At 45.8% G+C, this 26,331-nt stretch carries 20 protein-coding genes and 1 other annotated feature; of the genes, 19 read left to right on the top strand and 1 reads right to left on the bottom strand.

Annotation, left to right across the window (positions count from 1 at the left end; genetic code table 11):
- From AC1DVJ_RS24115 to AC1DVJ_RS24090, 6 genes are all read left to right on the top strand, one after another.
- Positions 1 to 327, top strand: a 327-nt coding sequence (locus AC1DVJ_RS24115) for an RluA family pseudouridine synthase (protein WP_477594120.1), incomplete at its 5' end; no start/stop codon positions are given.
- Between the two features lie 116 nt (positions 328 to 443).
- A complete protein-coding gene (locus AC1DVJ_RS24110; protein WP_477594118.1) occupies positions 444 to 1,514 on the top strand; it encodes a LysM peptidoglycan-binding domain-containing protein in 1,071 nt (356 codons plus the stop codon).
- Positions 1,515 to 1,709: 195 nt separating this feature from the next.
- Positions 1,710 to 1,969: a binding site (T-box leader), on the top strand.
- A 56-nt stretch (positions 1,970 to 2,025) separates the two neighbouring features.
- On the top strand, positions 2,026 to 4,686 hold the full coding sequence (locus AC1DVJ_RS24105; RefSeq protein ID WP_477594115.1) for a valine--tRNA ligase: 2,661 nt from the start codon (positions 2,026 to 2,028) through the stop codon (positions 4,684 to 4,686).
- A gap of 70 nt (positions 4,687 to 4,756) precedes the next feature.
- Positions 4,757 to 6,130: a bifunctional folylpolyglutamate synthase/dihydrofolate synthase gene (locus AC1DVJ_RS24100; RefSeq protein WP_477594113.1), complete on the top strand. Its 1,374-nt coding sequence runs from the start codon at positions 4,757 to 4,759 to the stop codon at positions 6,128 to 6,130.
- A 55-nt stretch (positions 6,131 to 6,185) separates the two neighbouring features.
- Complete coding sequence (gene murC, locus AC1DVJ_RS24095; RefSeq protein ID WP_477594122.1) at positions 6,186 to 7,526, top strand: UDP-N-acetylmuramate--L-alanine ligase; 1,341 nt, start codon at positions 6,186 to 6,188, stop codon at positions 7,524 to 7,526.
- A 319-nt stretch (positions 7,527 to 7,845) separates the two neighbouring features.
- Positions 7,846 to 9,207 (top strand): SPOR domain-containing protein, encoded by a 1,362-nt coding sequence (locus AC1DVJ_RS24090; protein ID WP_477594111.1) that lies wholly within the window; start codon positions 7,846 to 7,848, stop codon positions 9,205 to 9,207.
- A 55-nt stretch (positions 9,208 to 9,262) separates the two neighbouring features.
- On the opposite strand, the gene AC1DVJ_RS24085 is transcribed toward AC1DVJ_RS24090, so the two are convergent.
- On the bottom strand, positions 9,263 to 10,501 hold the full coding sequence (locus AC1DVJ_RS24085; protein WP_477594109.1) for an N-acetylmuramoyl-L-alanine amidase: 1,239 nt from the start codon (positions 10,499 to 10,501) through the stop codon (positions 9,263 to 9,265).
- A gap of 164 nt (positions 10,502 to 10,665) precedes the next feature.
- On the opposite strand from AC1DVJ_RS24085, the gene AC1DVJ_RS24080 reads away from it, so the two are divergent.
- The 13 genes from AC1DVJ_RS24080 to AC1DVJ_RS24020 all read left to right on the top strand — a co-directional run bounded on the left by AC1DVJ_RS24080 (position 10,666) and on the right by AC1DVJ_RS24020 (position 26,324).
- A complete protein-coding gene (locus AC1DVJ_RS24080; protein ID WP_477594107.1) occupies positions 10,666 to 10,908 on the top strand; it encodes a DUF4321 domain-containing protein in 243 nt (80 codons plus the stop codon).
- Between the two features lie 51 nt (positions 10,909 to 10,959).
- Entirely contained in the window at positions 10,960 to 11,562 is a 603-nt protein-coding gene (locus AC1DVJ_RS24075; RefSeq protein WP_477594105.1) for a Maf family protein, read from the top strand.
- Between the two features lie 122 nt (positions 11,563 to 11,684).
- Positions 11,685 to 12,134, top strand: a complete 450-nt coding sequence (locus AC1DVJ_RS24070) for an RrF2 family transcriptional regulator (RefSeq protein WP_477594103.1) — start codon at positions 11,685 to 11,687, stop codon at positions 12,132 to 12,134.
- A gap of 110 nt (positions 12,135 to 12,244) precedes the next feature.
- Complete coding sequence (gene radC / locus AC1DVJ_RS24065) at positions 12,245 to 12,934, top strand: RadC family protein (protein WP_477594101.1); 690 nt, start codon at positions 12,245 to 12,247, stop codon at positions 12,932 to 12,934.
- A 36-nt stretch (positions 12,935 to 12,970) separates the two neighbouring features.
- Positions 12,971 to 14,005 carry a rod shape-determining protein gene (locus tag AC1DVJ_RS24060; protein WP_477594099.1) on the top strand — a complete coding sequence of 345 codons (1,035 nt, stop codon included), beginning with the start codon at positions 12,971 to 12,973 and terminating at the stop codon, positions 14,003 to 14,005.
- A 33-nt stretch (positions 14,006 to 14,038) separates the two neighbouring features.
- On the top strand, positions 14,039 to 14,890 hold the full coding sequence (gene mreC / locus AC1DVJ_RS24055; RefSeq protein ID WP_477594097.1) for a rod shape-determining protein MreC: 852 nt from the start codon (positions 14,039 to 14,041) through the stop codon (positions 14,888 to 14,890).
- Positions 14,891 to 14,905: 15 nt separating this feature from the next.
- Complete coding sequence (gene mreD / locus AC1DVJ_RS24050; protein ID WP_477594095.1) at positions 14,906 to 15,433, top strand: rod shape-determining protein MreD; 528 nt, start codon at positions 14,906 to 14,908, stop codon at positions 15,431 to 15,433.
- Positions 15,434 to 15,505: 72 nt separating this feature from the next.
- On the top strand, positions 15,506 to 16,165 hold the full coding sequence (minC, locus tag AC1DVJ_RS24045; protein ID WP_477594093.1) for a septum site-determining protein MinC: 660 nt from the start codon (positions 15,506 to 15,508) through the stop codon (positions 16,163 to 16,165).
- Positions 16,166 to 16,203: 38 nt separating this feature from the next.
- Positions 16,204 to 16,998, top strand: coding sequence for a septum site-determining protein MinD (gene minD, locus AC1DVJ_RS24040; protein WP_056610363.1), 795 nt, complete (start codon positions 16,204 to 16,206; stop codon positions 16,996 to 16,998).
- A gap of 7 nt (positions 16,999 to 17,005) precedes the next feature.
- Positions 17,006 to 18,154 (top strand): FtsW/RodA/SpoVE family cell cycle protein, encoded by a 1,149-nt coding sequence (locus AC1DVJ_RS24035; protein WP_477594091.1) that lies wholly within the window; start codon positions 17,006 to 17,008, stop codon positions 18,152 to 18,154.
- Between the two features lie 335 nt (positions 18,155 to 18,489).
- A complete protein-coding gene (locus tag AC1DVJ_RS24030; protein ID WP_477594089.1) occupies positions 18,490 to 24,468 on the top strand; it encodes an alpha-amylase family glycosyl hydrolase in 5,979 nt (1,992 codons plus the stop codon).
- Positions 24,469 to 24,583: 115 nt separating this feature from the next.
- Complete coding sequence (locus tag AC1DVJ_RS24025) at positions 24,584 to 25,456, top strand: peptidoglycan DD-metalloendopeptidase family protein (protein WP_477594087.1); 873 nt, start codon at positions 24,584 to 24,586, stop codon at positions 25,454 to 25,456.
- Positions 25,449 to 26,324, top strand: a complete 876-nt coding sequence (locus AC1DVJ_RS24020; protein ID WP_477594085.1) for a M50 family metallopeptidase — start codon at positions 25,449 to 25,451, stop codon at positions 26,322 to 26,324. The genes AC1DVJ_RS24025 and AC1DVJ_RS24020 overlap by 8 nt, the downstream gene beginning before the upstream one ends.
- Positions 26,325 to 26,331: the final 7 nt, after the last annotated feature.

Here is a 26,331-nt window from a genome sequence, read left to right as displayed (position 1 = left end):
CAGCCAGGTAAGCGAAGAGTGGCACCCAATGGGGATCAGGCGCTTACACACTATCGTGTTCTTCAACAAATGAAAGCGGGAGCACTCGTGGAAGTAGAATTGGAGACGGGTAGAACACATCAGATCCGGGTCCATCTCAGTCATTTAGGGCATCCGCTAGTAGGAGATACCTTATATGGAGGTTCTTCACGTTTGTTTCAACGACAAGCGCTTCATGGTGAACGACTAGTATTTAGACATCCGATTACGCAAGATGAGGTTGTTGTTCATGCACCCTATCCACTAGATTTCAAGTTATTATTGGAACAGATGTTTGAGAAAAATTAAAAATGTAGTCATGCCTGGCCTCCCCCACCCATATACTTTTAGAGACAATCAAGTATATCACCCAACAATTCGGAGCTGATTGACGTTTCGAATTAACGGAAGGGAGGATTCATTCGGTGTCTGAACAACAACCAGGATTACGATTTGATATTTATGAACGTGTGCATTTGCAGGAGAATTTGGCGGCTATACAAGAGTTGAATGAGGTAGAATTGCTTCCGCATATTCAAGTACTAACGCTGGATGATCAAGCGATCTTAAAGGGGAATTTACTACTTACGGGTAACTACTTTAGTGAAGAAGGCGGTAGCCCTCGTACACTTGAGCATTTGATTCCTGTCGAAATCACGCTGCCCTTGAATCGCATTCATCGTGTAGAAGATATTCAGGTGGAAATCGAGAACTTTGATATCGACCTCTTATCGGCTCGCAGCTTGAATGTAACAGGAGTTCTTTCTCTGCAAGGTGTAGAAATGGTTTCTGCGCCGCAAGAAGGCTGGCGGGAGGAAGAAGAGGTTACTTTTGTACATCAAGTTGAGTATCCACGCTCCGAGCCTGTCATTCCGTACACACCAGCTCCCGTACTAGCACCAATAGCGCAAGAGCCGCAGGTTCCACAAGTGATCCAACCACCGCCGAGTCCAGTTCTTCCTACGCCGATTCCTACACCATCTCCAACCCTGATTGCAGCTGCACCTGAACCAGCGGTCATCGCGGCTCAACCAGTCACTCATGGTGATGACTCGTTTAGTGTAGAAGTGGAGCAAATCGAGCTGAAGGTAACCCCGCATGCCGATAGTACCGTTGTTACGGAGGAGAAAAAGGAGCTTAAAGTTGCCTTTGGCAAGAAGGCGGCGGACGCTGTGGAGGTAAACCCGTATGGCATCAAATCGTTATTATCAAAGGCAGGCTCGTATCTTTCCGATAAGCGGATTGCGGAAGCAGAGGCGAAAGCGGCTCTTGAGGCGGAATCGCGGATAGATGCCGTAGAGTGGAGACGATTATTTCTCCAGAGCAGGTCGGAGTCGCAAGAGTTTAGGAAGCTCAAATTATGTATCGTTCAGAAGGAAGACACCTTAGAATCCATTGCCAAGCGCTATCAACTGACAATTCGTGAGCTTCAACTCATGAATCGTCTAGGCGATCAAGATATTGTAGTGGGTCAAGTTATTTATTTGCCCAAATAAATACCGATACATAGGCAAGAGCCTCTGGCTGCTATCGCGGCTGGGGGCTCTTTATGTTTAAACGTGTATACAAATGCTATTTGTTCCCAATACTATGAAATAACGATGACATTCGCGGAAGCAGGCTTGTTACATATTGACTATGTGGCAAATGTTAGTTATCATATAGTGTAAATCATTTTCAAACCAACATATGGAATTGCAAGGATAGGGAGTAGTAGTCGGAACGCCCTTCAGAGAGTGGAACTGCAGCGCTGAGAGGTTCCTCAGGATACATCCGATCGAAGTCGCCCTGGAGCAGTAAATGTGAGTGCAATTGTCGAGATTTCATCTCGCATGCATTAGCATTTTCCGGTCGCAGCCGTTATCTGTTTTAAGTGTCATGTTATTTGCCATTGGGGTAAGTCGCATGAAATGAAGGTGGTACCACGGAAGCTATACCTTTCGTCCTTTTTTGGGCGAAAGGTTTTTTTGTGTTTATAACAACTAGCCAGATATGGAGGTACTTTATATGACCGAAACCAAATTACAAACGGAAATGCCTACAACGTATGACCCGAAAGAAGCGGAGCGTAAATGGTACGACTACTGGATCAAGAATGAATTTTTCAAAGCAGGCAACCGTCCTGACGCGGAAACCTACACGATCGTGATACCGCCTCCGAACGTAACAGGTATGCTGCACATCGGGCATGCACTTGATTTTACATTGCAAGATATTCTGATTCGTACGAAGCGTATGCAGGGCTTTGACACCCTGTGGCTGCCTGGTTCTGACCATGCAGGGATTGCAACGCAAACGCGTGTTGAGCAGAAGCTTCGCGAACAAGGGCAAACGCGTTATGATCTTGGGCGCGAGAAGTTCTTGGAGAAGGTCTGGGAGTGGAAAGAATTATATGCGGATACGATTCGCGAGCAATGGGCCAAAATGGGCTTCTCTCTCGATTATTCGCGTGAACGATTTACACTGGATGAAGGACTATCGCAAGCGGTTCGTGAAGTTTTCGTAAGCTTGTTTGAAAAAGGCTTGATTTATCGCGGTAACTATATTATTAACTGGGATCCGGCAGCACGCACGGCTCTTTCGGATATTGAAGTTGAGTACAAAGAAGTGCAAGGCGCGCTTTATCATTTGAAATATGAGACGACTGACGGATCAGGTTCGATCGTAGTTGCTACGACGCGTCCTGAAACGATGCTAGGCGATACTGCTGTTGCTGTTCATCCGAAGGATGAGCGCTACAAGCACCTCATCGGAAAGTCCTTGCTGCTGCCGATCGTCAACCGTGAGATTCCGATTATTGCAGATGATTATGTTGAAAAAGAGTTCGGCAGCGGCGCGGTCAAAATCACGCCTGCGCATGATCCGAACGATTTCGAAGTAGGAAAGCGTCACAACCTGCCGCAAATTCTTGTTATGGACGAAACTGGAACGATGAACGCGAATGCGGGCCCATACCAGGGGCAAGATCGTTTCGACTGCCGTAAGCAAATTGTTGCTGATTTGAAAGAACAGGGTGTTCTGATCAAAATCGAGGAGCACGTTCACCAAGTTGGACATAGCGAGCGCAGTGGCGCAGTAATTGAGCCTTACTTATCTACACAATGGTTCGTTAAAATGCAGCCGCTTGCTGATCAAGCGATTGAAGCACAGAAATCAGGCGCTGGTGTAAATTTTGTACCAGATCGCTTCGAGAAAACATATTTGAATTGGATTGAAAATGTACGTGACTGGTGTATTTCCCGTCAGCTATGGTGGGGACACCGCATTCCTGCTTGGCATTGTGCAGATTGCGGTCAAATCACGGTAACTCGTGAGGATGCAACGGCTTGCACACATTGTCAAAGCACGAATCTAAAGCAAGATAACGATGTACTTGATACTTGGTTTAGCTCAGCGCTATGGCCTTTCTCCACATTAGGGTGGCCGAATGATTCCGAGGATATGAAGCGTTTCTATCCGACGAGTGTACTCGTAACTGGCTACGATATCATCTACTTCTGGGTAGCTCGGATGATTTTCCAGGGGCTCGAATTTACGGGGCAAATTCCGTTTAAAGATGTGCTTATGCATGGTCTTGTTCGCGATTCCGAAGGCCGCAAAATGTCCAAATCGCTTGGTAACGGGGTTGATCCGTTAGAAGTTATCGAGAAATACGGTGCAGATGCCATGCGCTATATGATTTCGACAAGCAGCACACCGGGTCAAGATTTGCGTTTCCGTTGGGAGCGGGTTGAGCAAGCACGGAATTTTGCAAATAAGATTTGGAACGCATCCCGATTCGCTCTGATGAATTTGGAGGGTGTAAACGCAGCGGACATCGATTTGACTGGTCAATTAGGTACGGCTGATCGTTGGATTTTACATCGTTTGAATGAAACCGTTCGTGACGTGACTCGTCTAATTGATAGCTATGAGTTCGGCGAAACAGGCCGTCTTCTCTACAATTTCATTTGGGATGATCTTTGCGATTGGTATATTGAGTTCAGTAAATTGAGCTTGTATGGTACCGATGCAGCGGCCAAAAAGCAGACACAATCGGTTCTCGCTTATGTATTAGATCAAACGCAGCGTTTGATTCATCCGTTCATGCCGTTCATTTCGGAGGAGATCTGGCAGCACTTGCCGCATGTTGGGGATACGATTACGCTGGCGGCTTGGCCGACAGAGAACGCAGCCTTCGAAGCGCCTGATGCGATTCGTGAGATGGAGCTTTTGATGGAAGCGATTCGTTCCGTTCGTAATATCAGAGCAGAAGTGAATGTGCCTATGAGTAAGAAAGTAGAGCTTCTGATTAAACCGGCTAGTGCAGAGACACAGGACATTCTTCGCAAAAATGAGGAGTATTTGAAACGCTTCTGCAACACGTCCATGCTTGAAATAGACCTTACAATGGCGGCACCGGACAAAGCGATGACGGCAATTATCACAGGAGCTGAGCTATACCTACCGTTAGCAGGCCTGATCGATATTACGCAAGAGCTTGCACGTTTGGACAAAGAACTGCAATCCTTACATGGTGAGGTTGAGCGTATTGAGAAGAAGCTAGGCAATGAAGGCTTTGTGGCTAAAGCACCTGCTAAAGTTATCGAAGAAGAGAAAGCCAAGCTTGCCGATTATGCGGATAAGCGAGATAAAGTTATCGTGCGATTAGCGGAGTTAAAGGCATAAGGAACGCAAATTATACGATCGCCTAGGTTCGTCTACACGGTGATTCATATAGTAAAAGAGGATGAGAACAATGGATGAAATCAAGAATACTGTGGGTGAGTTCCAAACCGCACAGGAAGCCATTGATTGGATCGTAGGACGGATGGAGAAGCTTGGTATGAAGCCGGGCCTCCAACGTATGCAGCTATTGATGGAAAAGCTGGGGCACCCTGAACGCAGGCTGAAGTTCATTCATGTGGCGGGTACGAATGGAAAGGGCTCAACATGCGCTTATCTAGCTTCCGTGCTTCAAGCGTGCGGCTATGATGTAGGCACGTTTACGTCGCCGTATTTGGTGAGGTATACCAATCGTATTCAAGTGAATGGTGCTGACATTGCGGATGACGTATTGCTGCGTTTAGTGAATGACATGAAGCCGATCGTGGATGAGATTGCAGCAACTGAGGTTGGCCCGCCAACGATGTTTGAAATTTCGACTGCACTGGCCATTCTTTATTTTGGCAAAGTGGCTTATCCCGATTATGTGGTATGGGAAACAGGACTCGGGGGAAGGCTGGATAGCACGAATATCGTGAATCCAATCGTTACCGTTATTACCAATGTCGGCCATGATCACATGGATATTCTGGGTGATACGCTGGAGCTGGTAGCAGCTGAAAAAGCAGGGATTATTAAAGCAGGAGTTCCTGTCATAACAGCAGTTGAGCCTGCGGCGATTTGGAGCGTTATTGAACAAACTGCGAAGGCGAAGAAAGCGACGCTTTATTCCCTTGGTGATCAATTTTCACTGACTGAAGTGAACAGCACGCTAGATCGTCAAAGCTTCCAGTTTAATGGACCTTTTCGACCTATTCCGGATCTGTCCATCACGTTGAACGGTGAGCATCAATTGAAGAACGCGGCCGTAGCGGTCATGACACTTGAGGTGCTTCGTCAATATTATGCCACGATTGTGGAGGACGTAGATTTGCAGAAGGGGCTTGAGGGGACCAAATGGCCAGGTAGGCTGGAAATGGTTTCACAAGAGCCGCGGATCCTTATCGATGGGGCTCATAACCCAGAAGGGGCTGCAACACTGGCTGCAGCACTTCAAAACGTCTATAGCTATAAGAAGCTTCATATGATGATTGGAATGCTAGCAACGAAGAATCATACAGGCTACTTAAGGCATATACTACCATTGGTGGATACGCTCATTATTACGGAAGCTAATTTTCATAAAAAAGGGGATGCTTCCCTGCTCGCTGAAATCGCAAGTGGTCTTCTTCGAGAGATGAATCGTGAGGTTGACATTGTTGTAGAAAGCGATTGGAAGCAAGCTTTAACCTTATTAACAAATAGAACTGAGCAGGATGATCTGGCGGTCGTATCCGGCACGCTGTATTTAATCTCTGATGTTCGTTCTTGGATAACCTATCAAACCGATTCTGAAAAAGGATGGTGAGAACAGCGTGAGTCAAGCAGAACACGTACATTTTATAGGAATCGGCGGATACGGCATGAGTGCCATTGCCAAAGTCATGCTCGAGATGGGATACCGTATTTCGGGATCAGATCTAGCACAGCAAGAGCTTACAGATAAACTGAAAGCTAAAGGTGCTCAAGTGTTTATTGGCCATGAGGCGACTAACGTATCAGGAGCCGATTTGGTTGTATATTCAACGGCGTTATCCAAAGACAATGTGGAAATGCAAGCTGCAGAGCAATTGAACATTCCCATTATTCATCGTTCGCAAATGTTGGGAAGGCTGATGAACGAACGCAAAGGGATTGCCGTTGCAGGTGCCCACGGTAAGACAACAACTTCCTCCATGATTGCTTTGGTGATGGAGATTTGCGGCATAGATCCAACGTATATTATCGGTGGAGAAATCATGAATGTAGGCAGCAATGCCAAAGCTGGCAAAGGTGAGTACGTTGTTGCGGAAGCGGATGAGAGCGATGGAACGTTCCTGCAATATCACCCAACCCTCGCGTTAGTCAACAATATCGAAGCCGACCATTTGGAAAATTATAATGGCGATTTCGAAAATTTGAAAAAAGCATACAAACAATTTTTAAGCCAAGTAAGACCTGGCGGAAAAGCGATTGTCTGTCAGGATGATGAATTCCTGCGGGAAATGATTCCGGAAATTCAAAGCCAAGTGATTACGTATGGTATTGAGACGGAAGCGGATTATATTGCCCGTGACATCTCGCTTGGTGACCGCAAGGTTACCTTTACGGTAGAGTTCAAGGGCACTTCCTTAGGGAAAGTTAGTCTATCTGTACCAGGTAAACATAATGTTTATAACGCGCTTGCGACATTGATTACCTGCTTGGAAGCAGGTCTATCTTTCGAGAAAATTGCGGAAGCTATTCAAGAGTTTCGAGGGGCAAAGCGTAGATTTCAGGTGCTTGGCGAAGTTGAAAACATCTTGGTTATCGATGATTATGCGCATCATCCTACGGAAATTCAAGCAACGATTTCCGCAGCGAAAGCAACGAGAAAGCGCATAATCGCTGTGTTTCAACCGCAACGGTATACGAGAACCTATTACTTGTTTGAGCAGTTTAGCCGTTCCTTCCTTGAAGCGGATGAAGTGATCATAACCGATATTTATTCACCGGCAGGTGAACAACGAATTGAAGGTGTTGACTCCGTAAAGCTAGTCGAGCTGATACGCAGCAACAGCAACCCGAATGTTCAGCATATTGCCACCCGTGAAGAGGTACTAACCTATTTGGTTGACCACGTTCAGCCTGGTGACCTCGTCCTTACGATGGGCGCAGGTGACATCTGGAAGGCAGCCGATGGATTAGCTAAATCGCTGCGCAAGAAATACGAATCACATACGTAGAGAAAAGATCGCTGGAGCCAATGGGGCTGGAGGCGGTCTTTTTTTCTACCACATAAGAAAGTATGAGTTTTCGGCTTCCGAAAACAGCTTTCTTATTGGCGATAAAACCTACCATATATAGGGATCTTTGGTCGGAGACCAAAGTCTCTCCACTAATTAACGCGGTCGCTCATCTGTGAATGGCCTCGATAGAGGTTTTCTCATAAAAAAATCATATTAAGGTTCTCTCTCTCATACTCTAGTAACAGAAGATTGGGACAAGATGATACGGCATTGCGCCCGTTTCCAACATACATATGATGAGGAGTGTGGGAAGAGAATGAAAAAAGCTAGAATCACCTATCGATTCGACCCCAAGGAAGGGGCAGAATCAACACGCAGAGCAGCACGGGTCCATGATCAAGAGGAAAACGTAATCCCACTCTATCAAGAAGAGTATAAAGTTATAGACGCGAAGCTAGACCGCAATTCGAAAGAAGTGACGCCTTACGAGCAAGCTGAAAGAGAGCAAGTGGAGTCCTTATTTGAATCACATGCGCTGAATACGTTTACCACTGATTTTGGAAACTGGCATAGTCAGATCGAATCAGAGGGCGAGCGCGTAGAACGTATTATTCGTGAAACGCAGATAACCCGGGAGCAGCAAAATTCCCCACAACCATCTCCAGTCCGAAAAGATGTGGAGCCTGTGGATACGCGGGATGAGTGGTCCAATTGGACATCCAAGGAGCCTTACAGAGAGCCTTACAGAGAGCCTTACAGAGAACCATACAGGGAGCCTGGGACAGGGACTAGATATGCGAAATCGTCAGGTACCCCGTGGATTCGTATCGCAACATCGGTGGCTGGTGCAGTAGTAACTGGCATCGCGTTCGGTTTCTTCGTGCTCTCCATGTTCTCTTCGGATCGAGATCCGAGTGTTGCGACCTCGAATCCTGCTAAAATAACCGTGCCGTCCCCGAATACACAGGCTGCAGCAGCAACCTCGAAAACACAAACTGGCGTAGGGGATGTTGCTCTACCTGCGACATCGGTAGCCGTCACACCTGTGCAAATCCCTGCGAAATCGTATACCTTCTTGCAAAATGGCGTGTTTAGCTCCTTACAGGGAGCTCAGGCCGTACAGGATTCTCTTAGTAAGAAGGGGCTTGCATCAGCAATAGACAACTCCGACAAGCTTACTGTGTTTGTTGGCTTTGCTAAGACGAAGGACGATGCCATTGCGCTGAGACAAGGTGTGCAGGCAACGGATAAAACCATTGAGGTCTTTATGAAAAACGTGGATTTCCCAGCTGTAATGGGGATTCGTTGGTCTGGCGCAAAGCCAGAGTCCGTGGCCAATTACATTGCTGATGGCGATAAGCTCGTGAATACGATAAGTGGATTGACTCTTATCCATTTGGCAGAGACGAAGCCAACCGCTCTCACGGATGCATCCTTACAGGCGATTCGTACATCACATCAGGCACTCATTACGCTCGGCACAGGGCTCGCAGACGGAGCTGGGGATGATGTAAAGCAGTCGATGCAGAAGATGACAACAGCGATCAATCGTGCCGTTCAATCTATGGAAGAATACAAAAAAACGCCATCACAGGCATTGATGTGGCAAGCACAATCCTCTTTGATGCAGTACATTATTGCTCAGAAGGATCTTCTCAAATTGATTAGTGTTGCTTAAACAAAAAGCCGTGTACCTGAACTCTTTATCGGAGTTGAGATACACGGCTTTCCTGTTATTTGGTGATGTAACGATCGAGCAGGGAGGCGATTTCTGCCCTAGTCATCGTTTGATCTGGCTTGAAGGTAGTTTCCGATATGCCATTGATGATGCCTTTTTCTTTCAACGTGTTAATGGCTGAAGCACTCCAAAGCGATTTGGGTACATCATCGAATGCTGATTGATCCGTTGATTGTTTGGTTGGCGATGTCATTTGCAGAAGCTGATTAAATAAATAAGCAACTTCCCCGCGTGTAATGGCCTGATTAGGACGAATGGTTCCGTCCGCGTAACCTTGAAGTAGGTTTAACTTCCCTGCTTTGGCAAAAACGGCATTGGCCCAATGTGAAGCAGGCAAATCAGAGTAGCTTTTAGCAGCAGGTCCAGTCCCGCATCCATAAACATTGGAAGTCACACTTCCATTAGCGCTGCAGACAGAAGGCAGCTTGCTGAATGAGAATACACGATCCATCAGAGTAAGAAACTCTGCTCTCGTCAGCGCGCGGTCTGGCTCGTAATTGTTTGCAATACCTTCGACAATGCCTTTATTCTTCATGCGAAGAACGGCTGATCTAGACCAATGTACAAGCACATCGGTAAAGAGAGGCGGTTCATACGCGCTGATTCCATTGGCGATTCCGATCGCCATTTTGGAACGCATGGCATCGCTAGCTAGCAATGCTGCATCGCTTTTATTCGTGAGAAAGGCTGTTTCTACAAGAATGCTTGGAATTGTTCCCATTCGGGCCACATAGACAGCGCTTGGTGTCAGACCTAAGTCCTTGGTTCCGGCTTGTGCAAGCAAAGCGTCCTGTACTAGCTGAGCCAAATCTTTGCTGTAAGGCGTTAATTGGGTCATTGTGCTGCTTGCTGGATAATCCTCTTGCGGGTATGCGTTGTCATAGTAGAGCACCATGGTCCCATTGGCCTTGCTGCTCGAATGTGCATTGGCGTGAATGGATACGAATAAGTCAGCTTGCTGTTCGTTCGTGAATTCAACGCGCTGAGCGAGAGACAAGAAAGTGTCATTAGTTCGTGTTAAAATGACCTCATAACCTCGATCAAGCAAGGCTTGCCTTACTTTTAGGGTGATGTCCAAGTTGACATCGGTTTCACGGAGACCGCCAACGCCTGTTGCGCCAGGATCACTTCCGCCGTGACCGGGATCAAGTACCACCTTGAAAGCGAATGCATGATAGGGGAACGCAATTGTTAGTAATAAAGTGAACAGAATAAGTCTTTTGAGTAGAGTCATAGTTGAAATTACCTCCGGTAACTATCTTACTAGGATTGCTCTATTATGTAAGCAGGTAAGAATCACCATCGATTCATTGGGCGGCGCAGCCGCTTATTTTACATGGAAAAAAGAGGTGATTCCTCGTATAATAGGCTTGTACATACATAGAGAGGATGACAGGTATGAAAAAAAACACGTTTGCATTAATCATTTTTCTAATCGTCGGATTAATTACTGGGATTATTATCGGCCAGCTGCTGGCGCCCGTTCCTGCTCTCGCCTTTCTAACCAAATCAGTTCAAATTACATGGGAGCCTAAAGCGGATTTACAAGTTGTGAAATATGAATTTAACCTTTTGGTGAAGCTAAACCTATGTAGTATTATAGGATTAGTAGGAGCCTATCTCCTTTATCGGAAACTCTAGTGAGAAGTTGAATATGTAAATTGGTTGATTATAATTTAGGAGTTGTTAATTTTGCGTACCCCAGACCATGTAAGACTTATTCTTGCTTCTTCGTCGCCGCGGAGGCAGGAGCTTATTCAATCGTTCGGACTACCTTATATTATTCGGGTGAGTGACGCGGATGAGTCCGTCGAACAAAAAATAACGCCTGCTGAGCTCGTTGAATTGCTTTCTCTGCGTAAAGCCTCAACAGTCAGAGAAATGCTGGAAGAGCAAGATAAACACGGCGTTATCATAGGATCGGATACGGTTGTTGTTCATAACGATGAAGTTCTTGGTAAACCAGTTGATGAACAAGATGCCTTCCGCATGCTGAAAGGTTTACAAGGGAATATACATCAGGTATATAGTGGTGTTGCCTGCGTGGATGCTGCTACAGGTCAACAAGTTGTCTCGCATAGCGTGACCAATGTACGAATGAAGCCGATGTCTGACGAACAAATATTGCGCTATATTGCAACGGGGGAACCCAAGGATAAAGCTGGCTCTTATGCGATTCAAGGGATTGGGGCAACGATCATCAGCGGTATAGAGGGGGATTATTTCACGGTTGTGGGGCTCCCGCTTTCCTTGTTAAGTGATCTACTTCTAATGTTCGATATTCAAGTGTTGTAACACGATTTCCAAGCTTATCTATTCTACTTCCCAAATAGGGTGATTGGATTGACTGACTAATCTGTAAAGGTTACAATGACAGTAAGCGACATGACTTCGCATTTGTCTGGGAGGTAGCTGCCATGAACAGCGAATTTACAATTGCCGTCCACAGTCTGGTTCTATTAGCTCACTTGCCGGATCATATGGCAACTAGCGAAGAAATTGCAGTTAATGTGTCTACCCATTCTGCACGAATTCGTAAAGTCATGGGCTTTCTGCGAAAAGCAGGCTATGTGTCAACGAAGGAAGGCATCGGTGGCGGTTTTATATTAAGTTGTAAGCCTGAGGAAGTCACACTCGGGGAGATTTACCGTTTGACGTGCCAAGGTTCATTGAAGCCAAGTTGGTGCTCTGGTGATGAGTCCAAGCCTTGTATGATTTCATCCAAAATGGATCGATTGATGGGTAAGGTTTTCACCGATGCTGAAAAGCAGATGGAAAATTACTTTGAAGGTCATACAATCGGCAGCATGCTTGAACAAATAAGGGCATTAGAGTGTCCGGAATCGAATACAGAATCTCCATCCTAGAAGCCCTCGGATCTTACAATCCGGGGGTTTTATGTTGTTTTTGGGGTCAATATCTTTATGCATGGGATAGCAATAAGTAACACAACCTACATAACGGAAGAGGGGAAAACATGGAAAGCTCAAGCTTGATGCTGAGAGAAGTTCCGATTGAAGAAAGACCGCGGGAGCGAATGCTCCAATTGGGGGCGGGAGCGTTAAGCCATGCTGAGCTGCTTGCCATTCTATTAAGAACTGGGACCGTAGCGGAATCAGCCATTCATTTGGCAAGCCGGATTCTAAGTGAAAGCGGTGGACTTCGCAGCCTTGTCGATATGAGTAAGGACCAACTCACACTAATCAAGGGAATTGGAGATGCGAAGGCTCTTCAAATTATGGCGGGTATTGAGCTAGGTCGCAGGCTGGCCAAAAGCTCGTACGAGGAGCGGGTTACGATTCGTTCACCCAAAGATATCGCAAATTTAATGAGCGAGGATCTTCGGTATTTACAAAAGGAGCATTTCGTCTGTTTGTTTCTGAATACCAAAAATCATGTCCTTGCGCAAGAAACCTTATCGATGGGCAGCTTGAACGCTTCCATTGTCCACCCTAGGGAAGTGTTTCGAGCTGCCATTAAACGGAGCAGTGCTTCGATCATCTGTGTACATAACCATCCAAGTGGAGACCCCACCCCAAGCCCGGAAGATATTAGTCTGACGGGGAGATTAGTAGAAGCTGGAGCCATAATTGGTATTGAAGTGTTAGATCATGTTATCATTGGAGATCAGAGATTTATAAGTTTGAAGGAACAAGGCTTTATGTAATATAATAGAACACGCAACAGGAAAGGAGCCGTTTGTATGTTTGGTGGTTTTACGAAAGATCTTGGGATTGATTTGGGTACTGCGAATACATTGGTGTATGTGAAAGGCAGAGGAATTATCGTTAGGGAGCCTTCGGTGGTTGCCCTTCGTACCGATACGAAAACAATTGAAGCAGTGGGTGAATCGGCCAAAAAGATGATTGGGCGTACCCCAGGGAATATCCGTGCAGTTCGTCCGATGAAAGATGGCGTCATCGCCGATTTCGACACGACAGCAACGATGATTCGTTACTTTATTCGACAAGCGCAGAAGCAACGTTGGTTGTTCCCGCGTCATCCGAATGTCATGGTATGTGTACCGTCTGGAATAACAGCTGTGGAAAAGCGTGCTGTTGAAGATGCAACGAAGCAAGCAGGAGCAAGAGAAGCCTACACGATCGAGGAGCCGTTCGCTGCTGCAATTGGTGCCGATCTTCCTGTATGGGAGCCGACAGGGAGCATGGTCGTTGATATTGGCGGAGGAACGACGGAAGTCGCTGTCATCTCGCTTGGCGGTATTGTAACCAGCCGTTCCATTCGTATCGCTGGCGATGAAATGGATGAAGCTATTATTCAATACATTAAACGTACGTACAACCTCATGATCGGAGAACGTACAGCAGAAACATTGAAGATCGAGATTGGTACCGCTCTAAATACAGATAAAGCGGAATCACTTGAAATTCGTGGTCGTGACCTTGTTAGCGGTTTACCGAAAACAATCAGTGTAACATCGGTTGAGATAACAGAATCGTTGTCGGACACGGTAAGTGCCATTGTGGATGCCGTGAAGGTCACACTTGAGAAATGTCCGCCTGAGTTGTCAGCGGATATTATGGATCGTGGTATTGTACTGACAGGTGGAGGCGGATTACTGCGTAATCTGGATAAGCTTCTAGCAAGAGAAACGGGAATGCCCGTTATGGTCGCCGAAAATCCGTTAGATTGCGTTGCGATTGGAACGGGCCGAGCATTAGAAAATATTCACTTATTTAAAAACAAATCAGGAACGGGTTCGAGGTATAAGGGTTAATTATCGTTAGAAGGTGCTAATTTGTTTAAATTAATGGGAAATAAACGACTCATTTTTCTTATGTCCGGATTAGTCTGTTTCTTTATTTTAATGGGACTAACACTTGGAAATCGAGGGCCAATGTCTTGGCCTGAGAAATTTGTCAAAGACTCCGTTTCATGGACGCAAGGACTCTTGTACAAGCCCGCTGCGCAGGTAGCGGGTTTCTTCGAAGATATCAGGCACTTGCGAGTCATTTATGAAGAAAACAAAACATTGAAGCTGACACTCACGCAGTATGCGCGAGATACACAACGGTTGAATGAGCTTGAATCACAAAACAAACGACTGATGGAATCGCTTGGCTTCACAGAGCGTCAGCGAGAAGCCAACAATTACACGTATCGTATTGCAGAGGTCGTCACTATTGATCCAGACCCGTACAATAGCACTGTAACGATTAATTTGGGTGATAAAGACGGGATTAAGGAGAACATGGCGGTCATGACGGTTGATGGCTTAGTAGGAAGAGTAAGTAAAGTATTTGGGTTTCACTCCAATGTACAACTACTAACGGAGACCAATGATACGGATAACAACTCGAAAGCGATTGCCGTTACTGTCAAAGGAAATGAGACTCAGCCATTTGGGATGATCGAATCATATGATCCCAAAGTAGGTGAGTTGGTGATGAATAAGGTCGAGCATGCGGACGACATGAAGGTCGGCGATACGATTATTACATCAGGCTTGGGGCAGATTTTTCCTAAAGGGATAGAAGTAGGTACGATCTCTTCTATTGGGCCTGGGGAATTCGGAATTACCTACAAGGTCATGGTGAAGCCGAGAGCATCCTTTAATCGGATCCGTGAAGTGTTCGTCGTTGAAGTTCCGGAAGTGAAATGAGGTGAGCCGACAAAAATGAATAGACAGGTCTTATGGCTCATCCTGTTTGGATTGTTTATCCTTCAAGGCAGTTTAGTAGTTTGGCTGTTGCCAGCTGCATGGCAATCGATCGTCTTTGTAACCCCGCACTTAACCTTGGTTTTCATCATATTTATTGGACTTTTTCATCATCGTCATGCGGCTTTACTTTATGGACTTCTTTTTGGATTACTACATGATTTCACTTACTACGGTGCTATGCTCGGCGTATACTCCTTCAGCATGGGGCTCGTAGGTTACTTGGCAGGACTTGCGCAGCGTAAGCAACCTAATTTAATTTTTTACAATTTACTTATCACGAGCTTAGGCTTGCTCATATTTGAGTTTCTCAACTATGGGATCAACCGCTTATTCAAACTAATTGCCATAGATTTAAATTTTGCTCTCACCCATTACATGCTCCCAAGTGTTCTATTTAATTTACTTGTGGCCTTGATTTGCTATGTTCCCATTCGTAAACTGCTTGAAGGAAAGCGACTTGCAGCTTCAGGGAAGGAAGATTAATTTTCCAGGCGATAAGCAGGAAAAACTAGAACAAGGGCCGAAATGTATAGGTTGGGAGGTCGTCATGCCATTATGACTGTAGCGAAGCACCATGTGATGATAAAAGGGGTCAAAGATGGCCTTGTTTTTTTACTAAATGACGCATGCGATTGGCAAGAGCTGTTGCAAGAGCTGCAACACAAGCTCGAGAAAACGCATCAACAAATATTAACGGGTCCTATTATTCATGTGAATGTCAAATTAGGCAGCCGCGAGGCCACGGATGAGCAGAAGGAAGAGATTCGTTCTGTCATTAAGCAGAAGGGGAACCTCTTGATTCAATCGATCGAAAGTGAACCACCTAAGGTGGAAGCATCTGTGGAGCCTAAGGTTGCCATGACCACGCTAAGAGGGATGATCCGTTCAGGACAAACTCTTCATAACGAAGGGGATTTATTATATTTAGGTGATGTTAATCCAGGCGGGAATATAACCGCCACGGGAAATATTTACATCATGGGATCCCTTCGCGGTATGGCTCACGCGGGTTCAGAAGGGGATGAGAAGGCAATCATTGCTGCCTCTCATATGCGTCCTACACAATTGCGAATTGCCGGAGTGATCAGTCGTTCTCCTGATGAGTGGGGAATCGAGGAGGCATTCATGGAATTTGCCTATGTGAAGGAAGGTAAAATGGAAATCGATAAGCTGCATCAGCTTCATAAGATTTGGCCGGATGCTCCTGTTAAATAACTATTTTCAACAAAAAAACTGTGTCTGGGGTGAGGAATATGGGAGAGGCTATCGTTGTTACCTCAGGTAAAGGCGGCGTTGGTAAAACGACGACTTCCGCTAATCTGGGGACCGCACTCGCGCTTCTTGGGAAGAAAGTATGCATGGTTGATACCGATATTGGTTTACGTAATCTAGATGTGGTTATGGGTTTGGAAAATCGGATTATTTACGATCTTGTTGACGTTGCGGAAGGGCGTTGCCGATTGCCACAGGCGTTAATTAAAGATAAGCGGTTTGACGAGTTGTATTTGTTGCCAGCCGCTCAGACGAAAGATAAACATGCCGTAACTCCTGAACAGGTGCGGACGATTATATTAGAGCTCAAAAATGATTTCGAATACGTCATTATCGACTGTCCGGCAGGCATAGAGCAGGGCTTTAAAAACGCGGTTGCGGGTGCAGACAAAGCGATTGTTGTGACGACACCGGAAAATGCAGCTGTTCGTGATGCCGATCGTATTATAGGCCTGCTGGAGAATGAGAAAATTTCTTCTCCGAAGCTTGTGATTAATCGTATACGTCCTCAGATGGTGAAAAAGGGTGAGATGCTGGACATCGATGAAATCTGTTCCGTACTTGCCATTGATCTGTTGGGGATTGTGCCGGATGATGAGCATGTCATAAAGGCTGCTAATTTAGGTGAGCCAACCGTGATGAACCCTTCGTCACGCGCAGCTATCGCGTATCGGAATATTGCCCGGCGTATCGTTGGGGATACGGTGCCACTCATGCAGCTTGAGGATAAAACCGGCTGGGTAAAACGTATGAAAAAGTTTATTGGAATAGGATGATTGTTCTGTGTTTGCCAAGCTGAAAAACATTGATATTCCAATTGTTGTCATTCTGATTGCCTTTATGGTTATAAGTACGATGATGGTCTACAGTTCTTCTGTCGATCATCCGACGATTAACATCAGTATTACAAAAATTCTGGTCTTATATGCGGTAGGGTTAGTCGCTTTCCTAGCCTGTAGTTTGTTMGATTACCGTGTTCTTATTCGAATTGCTCCCTACCTGTATGGGATCGGAATTGTCTCTTTGATTGCCGTTTATTTTTTCGGTAAAAAAATCCACGGTGCACGCGGCTGGTTTGAGCTTCCAGGCGGATTGACGTTTCAACCTGCGGAGCTCGTCAAGCTGATCCTGATTATTTGCATAACAGCGCTCCTTGCCAAACGCGGAGGAGACCATCTCCTCGTTAAAAATGATATTATTCCTGTAGGGCTAGCCGTCCTAATTCCTTTCGGGCTTGTGCTTATCCAACCGGATCTAGGGAACGCGATTATATTTATCATCATTTTGCTTGGGATGCTGTGGATTGGGAATATCAAATATTCGCAAGTTTTGATAAGTATCCTAGTCGTGGMAGGCGTAGGATTCCTCATGTTGACGCTGTATAAGACTTTCCATGCCAGCTTGTTAGAAATGCTTAAAGGCTACGGTTTCAGCCATTGGATGGATCGAATTGATACATTCCTCTATCCGCAGGACGTCTCCGATGATGATAGTTATCAGGTTCGTAACGCGGTAAGGGCCATTGGTTCTGGCGGCTTAGAAGGAGAGGGCTTCTTGCAAGGGACTTCCGTGCATAGTAACTTCATCCCCTTCGCCTATTCCGATTCGATCTTCGTCGTCGTAGGAGAAGAGTTTGGCTTTCGTGGGTCTGCTGTTCTTTTGCTTATTTATTTCTTGCTAATCTACCGGATGATTCTGATCTCCATCCAAAGCTCTCAGCTGGGTGGAGCGTATATCGTCGTTGGCGTTGTATCCATGTTCGTATTTCAAATATTTGAAAATGTCGGTATGATGATTGGTATTATGCCGTTAACAGGTATTACACTTCCTTTCGTAAGTTATGGAGGGACGTCGCTTCTCATCAATATGCTTTCACTTGGTCTTGTCATGAGTGTGAAGCTGCATCAGGAACGTGCTCCCGAATTGTTTTAACAGTTAGAATCGATGTAAAGTCCGTGATCCTGCTGGGGCCACGGGCTTTTTTTTGTGCAAAAAATGACGTTTGCACAAATTCTAATCAATTGTTGTGAGTGTTTATAAAATAATAACAATTGACAATAAAGCGTTTACAAAATATAGTTATTTTACAAATACATGTTTGAAATGCTTTTAAAACCTAAGGGCAATGCTTTCTGGACGGTGTCCCCGTTTGGAACAACCCCGTTATCTCTTGCGTGAGATGGCGGGGTTTTTGCGTTGAAATGGATGGGTCATCTCCTTCCATTTGCGCAAACGATTGCACAACGAAATGAGGAGGAATTGCAATCATGAAGGTATCATCATCAAAAAGGGGCTTGTCTTACACAGCTCTTGTTACAGCACTGCTGCTGATGTTGCAGTTGATGGTCAGTTTATTTCCGCCAATAGCCAAGGCAGCGGGGATACCTGTTGAAACAGGTATTGAACAACCAGGTGGAAACACACAATGGTATTTGGCCGGCAGCTTTCAAGGCTGGAACAATCAGAATCCTGACACAAAGATGAAGCATGTTGTTGGCGACTACTATGAGTTTTCGCGTGATTTAGAGGCAGGTCATCATGAATTTAAGTTTGTTAAAAATGGGACATGGGATGGCTTTAGCGATAATGGCAACAATTTCGCCTTTGATCTGGCTAGCGCCACCAAGGTGAAGTTCTATATCAACGAAGCACTGAATAAGGCGAGAATTTCGATACCCGGTGTTCATGGTTTGGAGCAATATGTGTCACAAAAGGCTGAAAACCAGTGGCCAAGATTAGTGGGCTCCATTCAAACATTGTTTGGAGAGCCAGAATGGGCTCCTCAACAAGCGGCGCAATTTTTCGTGGATTACAATCTCGATGGTACCGTCTATAAGCTGCAACGCACGGTTCCACCGGGAAGCTATGAAGCGAAGGTCACATTTTCAGATGACTGGAATGGCAATGACTACGGTGGTGTGGATGGGAACCTCAAGCTCGTCACATTAGACGAGGCGAACGTGACCTTTTCCATAGATTATTCGGCAGACAATAAGGTGCTATCCCACGATTACATGGCAAAGGACAGCGTGTTCGATGGGCAAATTAAGAAGGATGGTTTAGCTTTTGACAGCCGATCCATCACGTATAAGAAGCCTTTTGGGGCGATCAAAGCGGGCGAAGAGGACATAACGCTGCGAATCTCAGCGAACAAAGGCGATGTGCAATTTGCCAAGGCTGAGCTGACTGCGCCAGATGGTCTTTCGAATGCTTTTATGATGAAGAAAGCGACGAGTGTTGAGGATAAAGATTATTTCGAGGTTACTGTTCCGAAAAGTACGTTTGCAGGTAAAATTGGTATATGGGGTTACAAATTTATTCTAGTTGATGGGACGACCAAGATCGAATACGGCGATGATGGTTCTAGTGGTGCAACAGGCAGCACGAGCGAAGAGGGAGCTTTACCGTATAATTTGACCGTCTATGATCCGAATTACCAAACACCAGATTGGATGAAAAATGCGGTTGTTTATCAAATTTTCCCTGATCGATTCTTCGATGGGAATTCAGATAACAATCGAGCCAAGCTTGAAGATGGCGCAAGAGGTGCTGTGGAAAGCCAATATGCCACCTCGAAGAACGGGCAAAAGCTGCAATATTTTGACGGCGGGGTAGCTGGTGACCCTGCTAGCAATCAGGTTTGGGGAACATGGGGAGATATCCCGGAAAATCCAGATCGGAAGTCACCCGTAAATGCTCCTTATTATCCAGAGGCCAAGACTGATGGCRCATGGACGAATGAATTTTATGGCGGCGATATTCAAGGAATTCAACAAAAGCTAGGCTATCTGAAAGCGTTAGGGATTACAGCCGTTTATTTAAATCCTGTCTCCTGGGCAGCCTCCAATCATAAATATGATGCGACGGATTATAAGCATTTGGATCCGATGTTCGGAGTTCCGGTCTATAATACCCCTAATGATCCTGCGTCTGGATTAGATTATACGAAGACACGCGAAGCATCTGATGAAGCGTTTCTAACCTTTACGAAAGCCGCGAAGGCTGTGGGTATCAAGGTCATTAATGATGGGGTGTTCAACCATGTAGGTGATGATTCGATTTATTTTGACCGTTATGAGAAATATCCTGAGATTGGCGCTTATGAGTATTGGTCGAAGGTTTATGATCGAATGAATGTGAATCATGAATCTAAACAACAGGCAGAAGAAGCGGTTAAGCAAGCTTTCATAGCGCAAATTAATCCGATGACAGGTCAACATTATCAATATCCAGCAGACTTCAAATATATGACCTGGTTCACCGTTTTGAATGAAAAAGAGAAAGACAGAGATGGGCCCAATCTTCATTACAAATACGATGCTTGGTGGGGCTACGACTCCTTGCCAGTGATGGATGCGAAGGATCCGCAGACGGTGGCTACTGAATTATTACCTGCCGACACGATGTCACTTGCGGGCCAACATGAATGGAACAATATCGATTATCGCGATATGGTGATTGGTCATGATGTGTCGGGACTGAGTCCTGAAGATGCGCAAAAAGAGATGCAAGCTGCGAACTCGCAAAGATGGCTGTGGATGGGGGCAAACGGCTGGCGTTTGGATGTGGCTCCTGATGTATCCAGCGGTACCTGGCAGAAGTTCCGTGAAGCTGTGAAATCAACCAAAGGGTTGCCAGACGGCAATGGAGATCTGATCGAAGATCCGGTTCTTTTGGGAGAAGAGTGGGGAGTTGCTACAAGGTTCTTGCTTGGTGATCAGTTCGATTCTGTGATGAACTACAGGTTCCGTAGAGCGATTCAAAGCTTCATGAATGCCGGAAACAGCAGTGCGCTAAATGAGCAGTTGGAGTCCGTGCGAGAGGATTATCCGAAAGAAGCTTGGCTAGCGATGCTCAATCTTGTGGATTCCCATGATACAACGCGTTCTGCGACGATCTATGATCATCCGGAATGGGAAGAAGAGCATCTGCAGATTGCTCCTGAAGCCAGTACGCGAGCGTTGAAGCTGCAAGAGCTTACAGCGATATTCCAAATGGGTTATCCTGGTGCGCCGACGATTTATTATGGAGATGAAGTGGGCTTAACAGGTACGAAGGACCCGGATTCGCGTAGAACATTCCCTTGGGAGCGCGTGACGAAACAAGAGAACGGAACCTATACAGGGAATGGGCAATATGCTGGCATTTTAAATGTGTATCAAAAAGCGGCTGCAATTCGTAATGAGAATGCTGTTTTCCGTACAGGGGATATCAAGGTTGCTTATGCGCAGGATGATGTCATTGTGTATGCTCGCAAAAATGAATTGAAGGGTGCTTTGCATGTCATTAATCGCAACGCAGATGCCAAAACAGTACGTGCTGATGTTGCTGGCTTCCTGCCTGAGGGGTTAACACTAGTCGATCAACTGTATGGTCAAGTGCAAGGGACTGTAGTGAATGGACAGATTGAACTGACTATCCCGGGTCAAACGGGACTCATGATGGTGTCAACGGTAGATTTGCAGCTCGTTCCTCAAGTTACGAACAGTTCAGCTGTTGGCGGAGATCATCAAGTTGATTTAACCTGGGATGTTGTTGCGGGAGCAGATGGCTATCGTGTGTATCGTGCGGCGATCGAGGGTGGTCAAGTCGTGTTAGTCGGGACGACGTCTACGTCTACGTTCGAAGATGCATCCGTAGTTAACGGGACGAAATACTATTACGCCGTTACAGCGATTATAGGGAGCGGAGAGAGCTTCTTAAGCGATATGGTTTCAGCGACACCTGCCTTCCCAATAAGCTATTTAGGCACACCTTCCTCGGTTACGGATGTCGTCTACTTGCAAGTAGGCCATAAGGTAGGGAAGATTACAGTTGAGATTGGCGTAATTGGGGTAACGAATAATCCGGCTTATGATGGGAAGGAAGCAGCAAATCTCATGGCAAGCTTAGTTTATTATAAGCAAGGCTCAGATCCTGCTTTTGCACAAGAATCTAAGCTTCGTTATGACTCGGATTCTTCCGGACGTAAGGTATATGGGGCTACATTTGAACCAACCGAGCCTGGTTATTATGAATATTTCGTGAAAGCCTCAATGGATAACGGAGATAGTTATTCGCAATCTCCAATCGTAACAGTAGAGGTGAATCCAAATAAGGATGATCAAACACCTCCGGCTGCGCCAACGCTTTCAAATATAACTGTGGAGTCCAACCGCGTACAGCTTAACTGGACGTTGGCGGATGAAGCTGTTTCGGGCTATGAGGTTTATAAAAAAACAGTTACCGAGGCTACCTATCATAAAATTGCTACTGTACCTCACTCGCAAATGACTTATGTCGACTATGCGGTGAGCAACGATACGGCCTATACGTATCTGGTTGCAGCCTTTGATGCAGGTTATAATCGTGCATTTTCAGGGGAACAGGCTGTAATGCCAAAATTGGTGATGGTTGACGTTCTGTTGAGGCTGCGTCTTCCCGACTATACGCCATCCACGGATGATATTTTCATCGCTGGCGATTTTAATGGTTGGAATGCAAGAGGTAACCAATTGCAAGTGCCGAGCGGGGCGACAGACCGCCGTATCGTGGAGTACAGCTTCAAGATGATGGCTGGCAAGGCGATTCAGTATAAATATACACGTGGAGATTGGAAGAAAGAAGCTTTTACAAGTCATACACGTCAACTCAATGATACTGCCGATTACGGCAATTGGGCGTATAGCTCCGAGAATACGAATATGCAGCTGACCATCAAGAACCAGGCCGACAACAAAATGGTGGTTGAAGATCACGTGCTCCGATGGGTTGATATGCCGATGTCCATCTCGATGCCGCGTATTTCATTTGGTGATGATATCGTGTACGCCACGGCAGATAACACGATGAATCTTAAGGCTGTTGTGCCTTATGGCGTTAACTTTACCATCAATGGCGTGCCGATTCCTGCGGGAAGTATGGATGCTTATGGAAATGTTGAGTTAAACGACCTCCCTTTAAAAACGGGCTTAAATACATTTGTCCTTCATATCGAACCAAGTGAGGAAACATTGAGTCAATCTTGGTATGAGGACAAAGGGCGGAAGGGGCAAGCGACTAAAACGATACAGATTTCTGTGACTAGGACTAGCGAGGATTCAATACCGCCAGAAATACCGTCAGAAATACCAACAGATTCACCGTCGTTACCTCCAGTAATGCCGGTATCGGATACGGATCAGCTTGTTACCTTCAAGGATTTCAAGAAACAAGACGATGGCAGTTTCGCGGTAGACTTGGATGCTGAGCACAATGGGATCAGGATTCCTACCGATGTTGTTAATGATTTAGGAAGTGCGCCAATTACGCTTAATAAGGCTGATATGTCTGTAACATTGCCTTCTGAGGTATTGGAAGCCGTTCAAGGTCTTGTTCCTGCAGAATCACTGAAGGATGCTCAGATCCACTTGAATGCAACGCCTGTAAGCAAGGAAGAAAATGAGAAGCTGTTATCACAAAATGGAATAAGTCTCGCCAGTGTCGCGTATGAATTTACACTTTCTATCGTTACCAAAGAGAACAAGGTGTACACATTACGTAAATTTGATAAACCTATCACATTGACATTCAAGCTCTTACCTGGCGTAGACCCTAAGCTTACAGCTGCTTATTATGTAAGTGATGATGGCACACTCGAATTCATAGGTGGAACGATTCAAGGCGACACACTTACAGTCGATGTGAATCATTTTAGTCAATATGCAGCTCTTCAAGTGACTAAAATCTATTTGGATGTCGCGGCAGATCACTGGGCGTTCGCTGTTATTAAGGAGCTAAGTGCCAAGCATATTGTAGAGGGCATGACAGACTCGTTGTTTCAGCCTGAAAACCAAGTGTCAAGAGCGCAATTCGCCGCGATGCTTATAAGAGCCTTAGGTAAGGAGGCAGCAGGTACGCAGCCATTCGCGGATATTCAAGAAGGTGCTTGGTATGCGGCATCCGTTGCTACTGCTTATAACCTTGGCATCATTGCTGGGCGCGATGAGCGCCACTTTGCTCCTGATGCACCGATTACACGTGAAGAAATGGCGGTCATGATTGTGCGTGCATACGAAGTAAAGCATGGAGGCACGAAGCTTGCTTTGCCGAGCACAGTGACAACCTTTATCGATGACAACTTAATAAGTAATTGGGCGAAAAGTATCGTTCAAACTGCTGTCCATTTGGAACTCGTACATGGCAGAGATAATCTTACGTTTGCTCCACAGGGCTATACGACTCGTGCGGAAAGCGCACAGGTGATTTACAATTTGCTTCAACAATAGGTTTTCTAACAAGCTGCCGTGAGGCGGCTTGTTTTTTATCCGTCGTAACAGTCACATAATCTTGTCCATCCGCTCATAGGCTGTAGTAATGAAAGTCTATAAGGAGGGGGATTCTATGGTTACAAAAGATAAAGTAAAGCAGCGCCGACTAGAACGTCTTCGCCATTTGCGAGAATCGTCGGAACTATCAATCGGGCATGGTGGGTCACTTTCCTCTCAGTCGGCCGAATACTTGTTGCCATCACACCAGAAAGATGAAGTGCCGCTATATGCTGATCCTGACTGGAGAAGGCGGATGGAGGATCCTGAGTTTGCATGGAGACAGAAACTCAGGATGGATACAGCGAACGATGATACGGAAAGAGGCTTCTTAACTCCGCCGTCTCCTCGCAAAATCGCCATCAAGCTCCTTATCAGCGGTGTGATATTTGCGACTGTTTATGGTATGTTCCAACTAGACAAGCCATGGGCAATCAAAGGGAAGCTGTATGTTACAGCAGCACTTACGCAGTCGTATGATTTTACGGCATTTTCCGCTTGGTATACCGATAAATTTGGAGGCTCACCTTCCTTCATTCCTAGCTTTAATCGCACAGGTAATGAAGCTGTTATTGTAAGTACCTCGAAGCGCACGTTGTTCGCGCCAGTGAAGGGTACGGTAATGATAAGATACGATGGGACGATCCATAAAGGAGTCAATTTGAACACAGCTGATTTTGCTCCCGTGTATGCGATGGACACGGGACAGGTCATTTTCTCGGGTACTGCTACGGATACGGGGTTAACGATCGTGATTCGTCACCCAGGTGGACTGGAGTCTTTATATGGGGGACTTAGCGACGTGAGTGTAGCCGCTGGTGATTGGATGAAGGTAGGGGAGCCCATTGGAAAGGCATCTGCCAAAGATCCAGCGAAAGGGACCATGTACTTTTCTGTCATGAAAGAGGGAGTGATGATCAACCCATCGGATGTGATCACCTTTGATTAAATTGGCTGGGACGAAGTATCGATTTCATCCTTTATTTACGTTGATCATGATTGGCTGTGCCTTTACTGGATATTTTCTAGAAGCAATCACTTTATTCGGCATTGTTCTCATCCATGAGCTGGGGCACTTAACCGCAGCGAAAGGGTTCGGTTGGAGGGTTCAGGAAGTCCAGCTTCTTCCCTTCGGGGGTGTATTGATTGTTGATGAGCTAGGAACTACGTCCACACGCGAGGAATTGATCGTCGCCTTAGCAGGCCCCCTCCAGCATATATGGATGATCTTATTGGCGCTGCTGATGAAGTCATTCGATATCGGAAGTGGCAGCTGGTGGGACTATTTTATTGAAGCGAACCTCATGATCGGTTTATTTAATTTGATACCCGTGATGCCGCTCGATGGCGGGAAAGTGATGCAAGGCTTGTTGGGTTATATCATGTCGTACCATAACACGATTGTCTACTCGGTTTGGATCAGTATGATCATTAGCTTCTCGATCATTATTATGGCGATTATACAGCTCGTACAAGGGCAGCTGCCGATTAATATCCTGGTTATTGGCCTGTTTCTGCTTGTTTCAAATTGGTATGCTTACCGGCAAATACCTTACCATTTTCTTCGCTTCCTAATGGGGCGCGGATTCCGTGTTGGGCAGCTATTAAGCCGCGGTACAAGAGCCCAGCCTATTGTTATCACCAAGCAGCTAACGATGGCGGAGACGTTGAAGCTTTTTATGCGAGAAAGATATCACTTGATCTATGTAGTGAATGAAGCAGGGCGAATTCAAGCCGTGCTGCCCGAGCAGCAAATTGTCGTCGGTTATTTAGATGGGAAAAAACCGGGGAGTGCAGTTTCCGATCTTTTCATGTAAAATAACT

Source organism: Paenibacillus sp. P4_A9 (assembly GCF_056402415.1).
Note: the sequence above shows the minus strand (reverse complement) of the source record. Positions and strands in the feature narration are given on the sequence as shown.

What these genes read in the sequence shown, in the direction of transcription:
- AC1DVJ_RS24105 (WP_477594115.1), top strand. Translation starts at nt 2,026, where the DNA reads ATGACCGAAACCAAATTACAAACGGAAATGCCTACAACGTATGACCCG.
- AC1DVJ_RS24100 (WP_477594113.1), top strand. Translation starts at nt 4,757, where the DNA reads ATGGATGAAATCAAGAATACTGTGGGTGAGTTCCAAACCGCACAGGAA.
- murC (WP_477594122.1), top strand. Translation starts at nt 6,186, where the DNA reads ATGAGTGCCATTGCCAAAGTCATGCTCGAGATGGGATACCGTATTTCG.
- AC1DVJ_RS24090 (WP_477594111.1), top strand. Translation starts at nt 7,846, where the DNA reads ATGAAAAAAGCTAGAATCACCTATCGATTCGACCCCAAGGAAGGGGCA.
- AC1DVJ_RS24085 (WP_477594109.1), bottom strand. Translation starts at nt 10,501, where the DNA reads ATGACTCTACTCAAAAGACTTATTCTGTTCACTTTATTACTAACAATT.
- AC1DVJ_RS24080 (WP_477594107.1), top strand. Translation starts at nt 10,666, where the DNA reads ATGAAAAAAAACACGTTTGCATTAATCATTTTTCTAATCGTCGGATTA.
- AC1DVJ_RS24070 (WP_477594103.1), top strand. Translation starts at nt 11,685, where the DNA reads ATGAACAGCGAATTTACAATTGCCGTCCACAGTCTGGTTCTATTAGCT.
- radC (WP_477594101.1), top strand. Translation starts at nt 12,245, where the DNA reads ATGGAAAGCTCAAGCTTGATGCTGAGAGAAGTTCCGATTGAAGAAAGA.
- AC1DVJ_RS24060 (WP_477594099.1), top strand. Translation starts at nt 12,971, where the DNA reads ATGTTTGGTGGTTTTACGAAAGATCTTGGGATTGATTTGGGTACTGCG.
- mreC (WP_477594097.1), top strand. Translation starts at nt 14,039, where the DNA reads ATGGGAAATAAACGACTCATTTTTCTTATGTCCGGATTAGTCTGTTTC.
- mreD (WP_477594095.1), top strand. Translation starts at nt 14,906, where the DNA reads ATGAATAGACAGGTCTTATGGCTCATCCTGTTTGGATTGTTTATCCTT.
- minC (WP_477594093.1), top strand. Translation starts at nt 15,506, where the DNA reads ATGACTGTAGCGAAGCACCATGTGATGATAAAAGGGGTCAAAGATGGC.
- minD (WP_056610363.1), top strand. Translation starts at nt 16,204, where the DNA reads ATGGGAGAGGCTATCGTTGTTACCTCAGGTAAAGGCGGCGTTGGTAAA.
- AC1DVJ_RS24025 (WP_477594087.1), top strand. Translation starts at nt 24,584, where the DNA reads ATGGTTACAAAAGATAAAGTAAAGCAGCGCCGACTAGAACGTCTTCGC.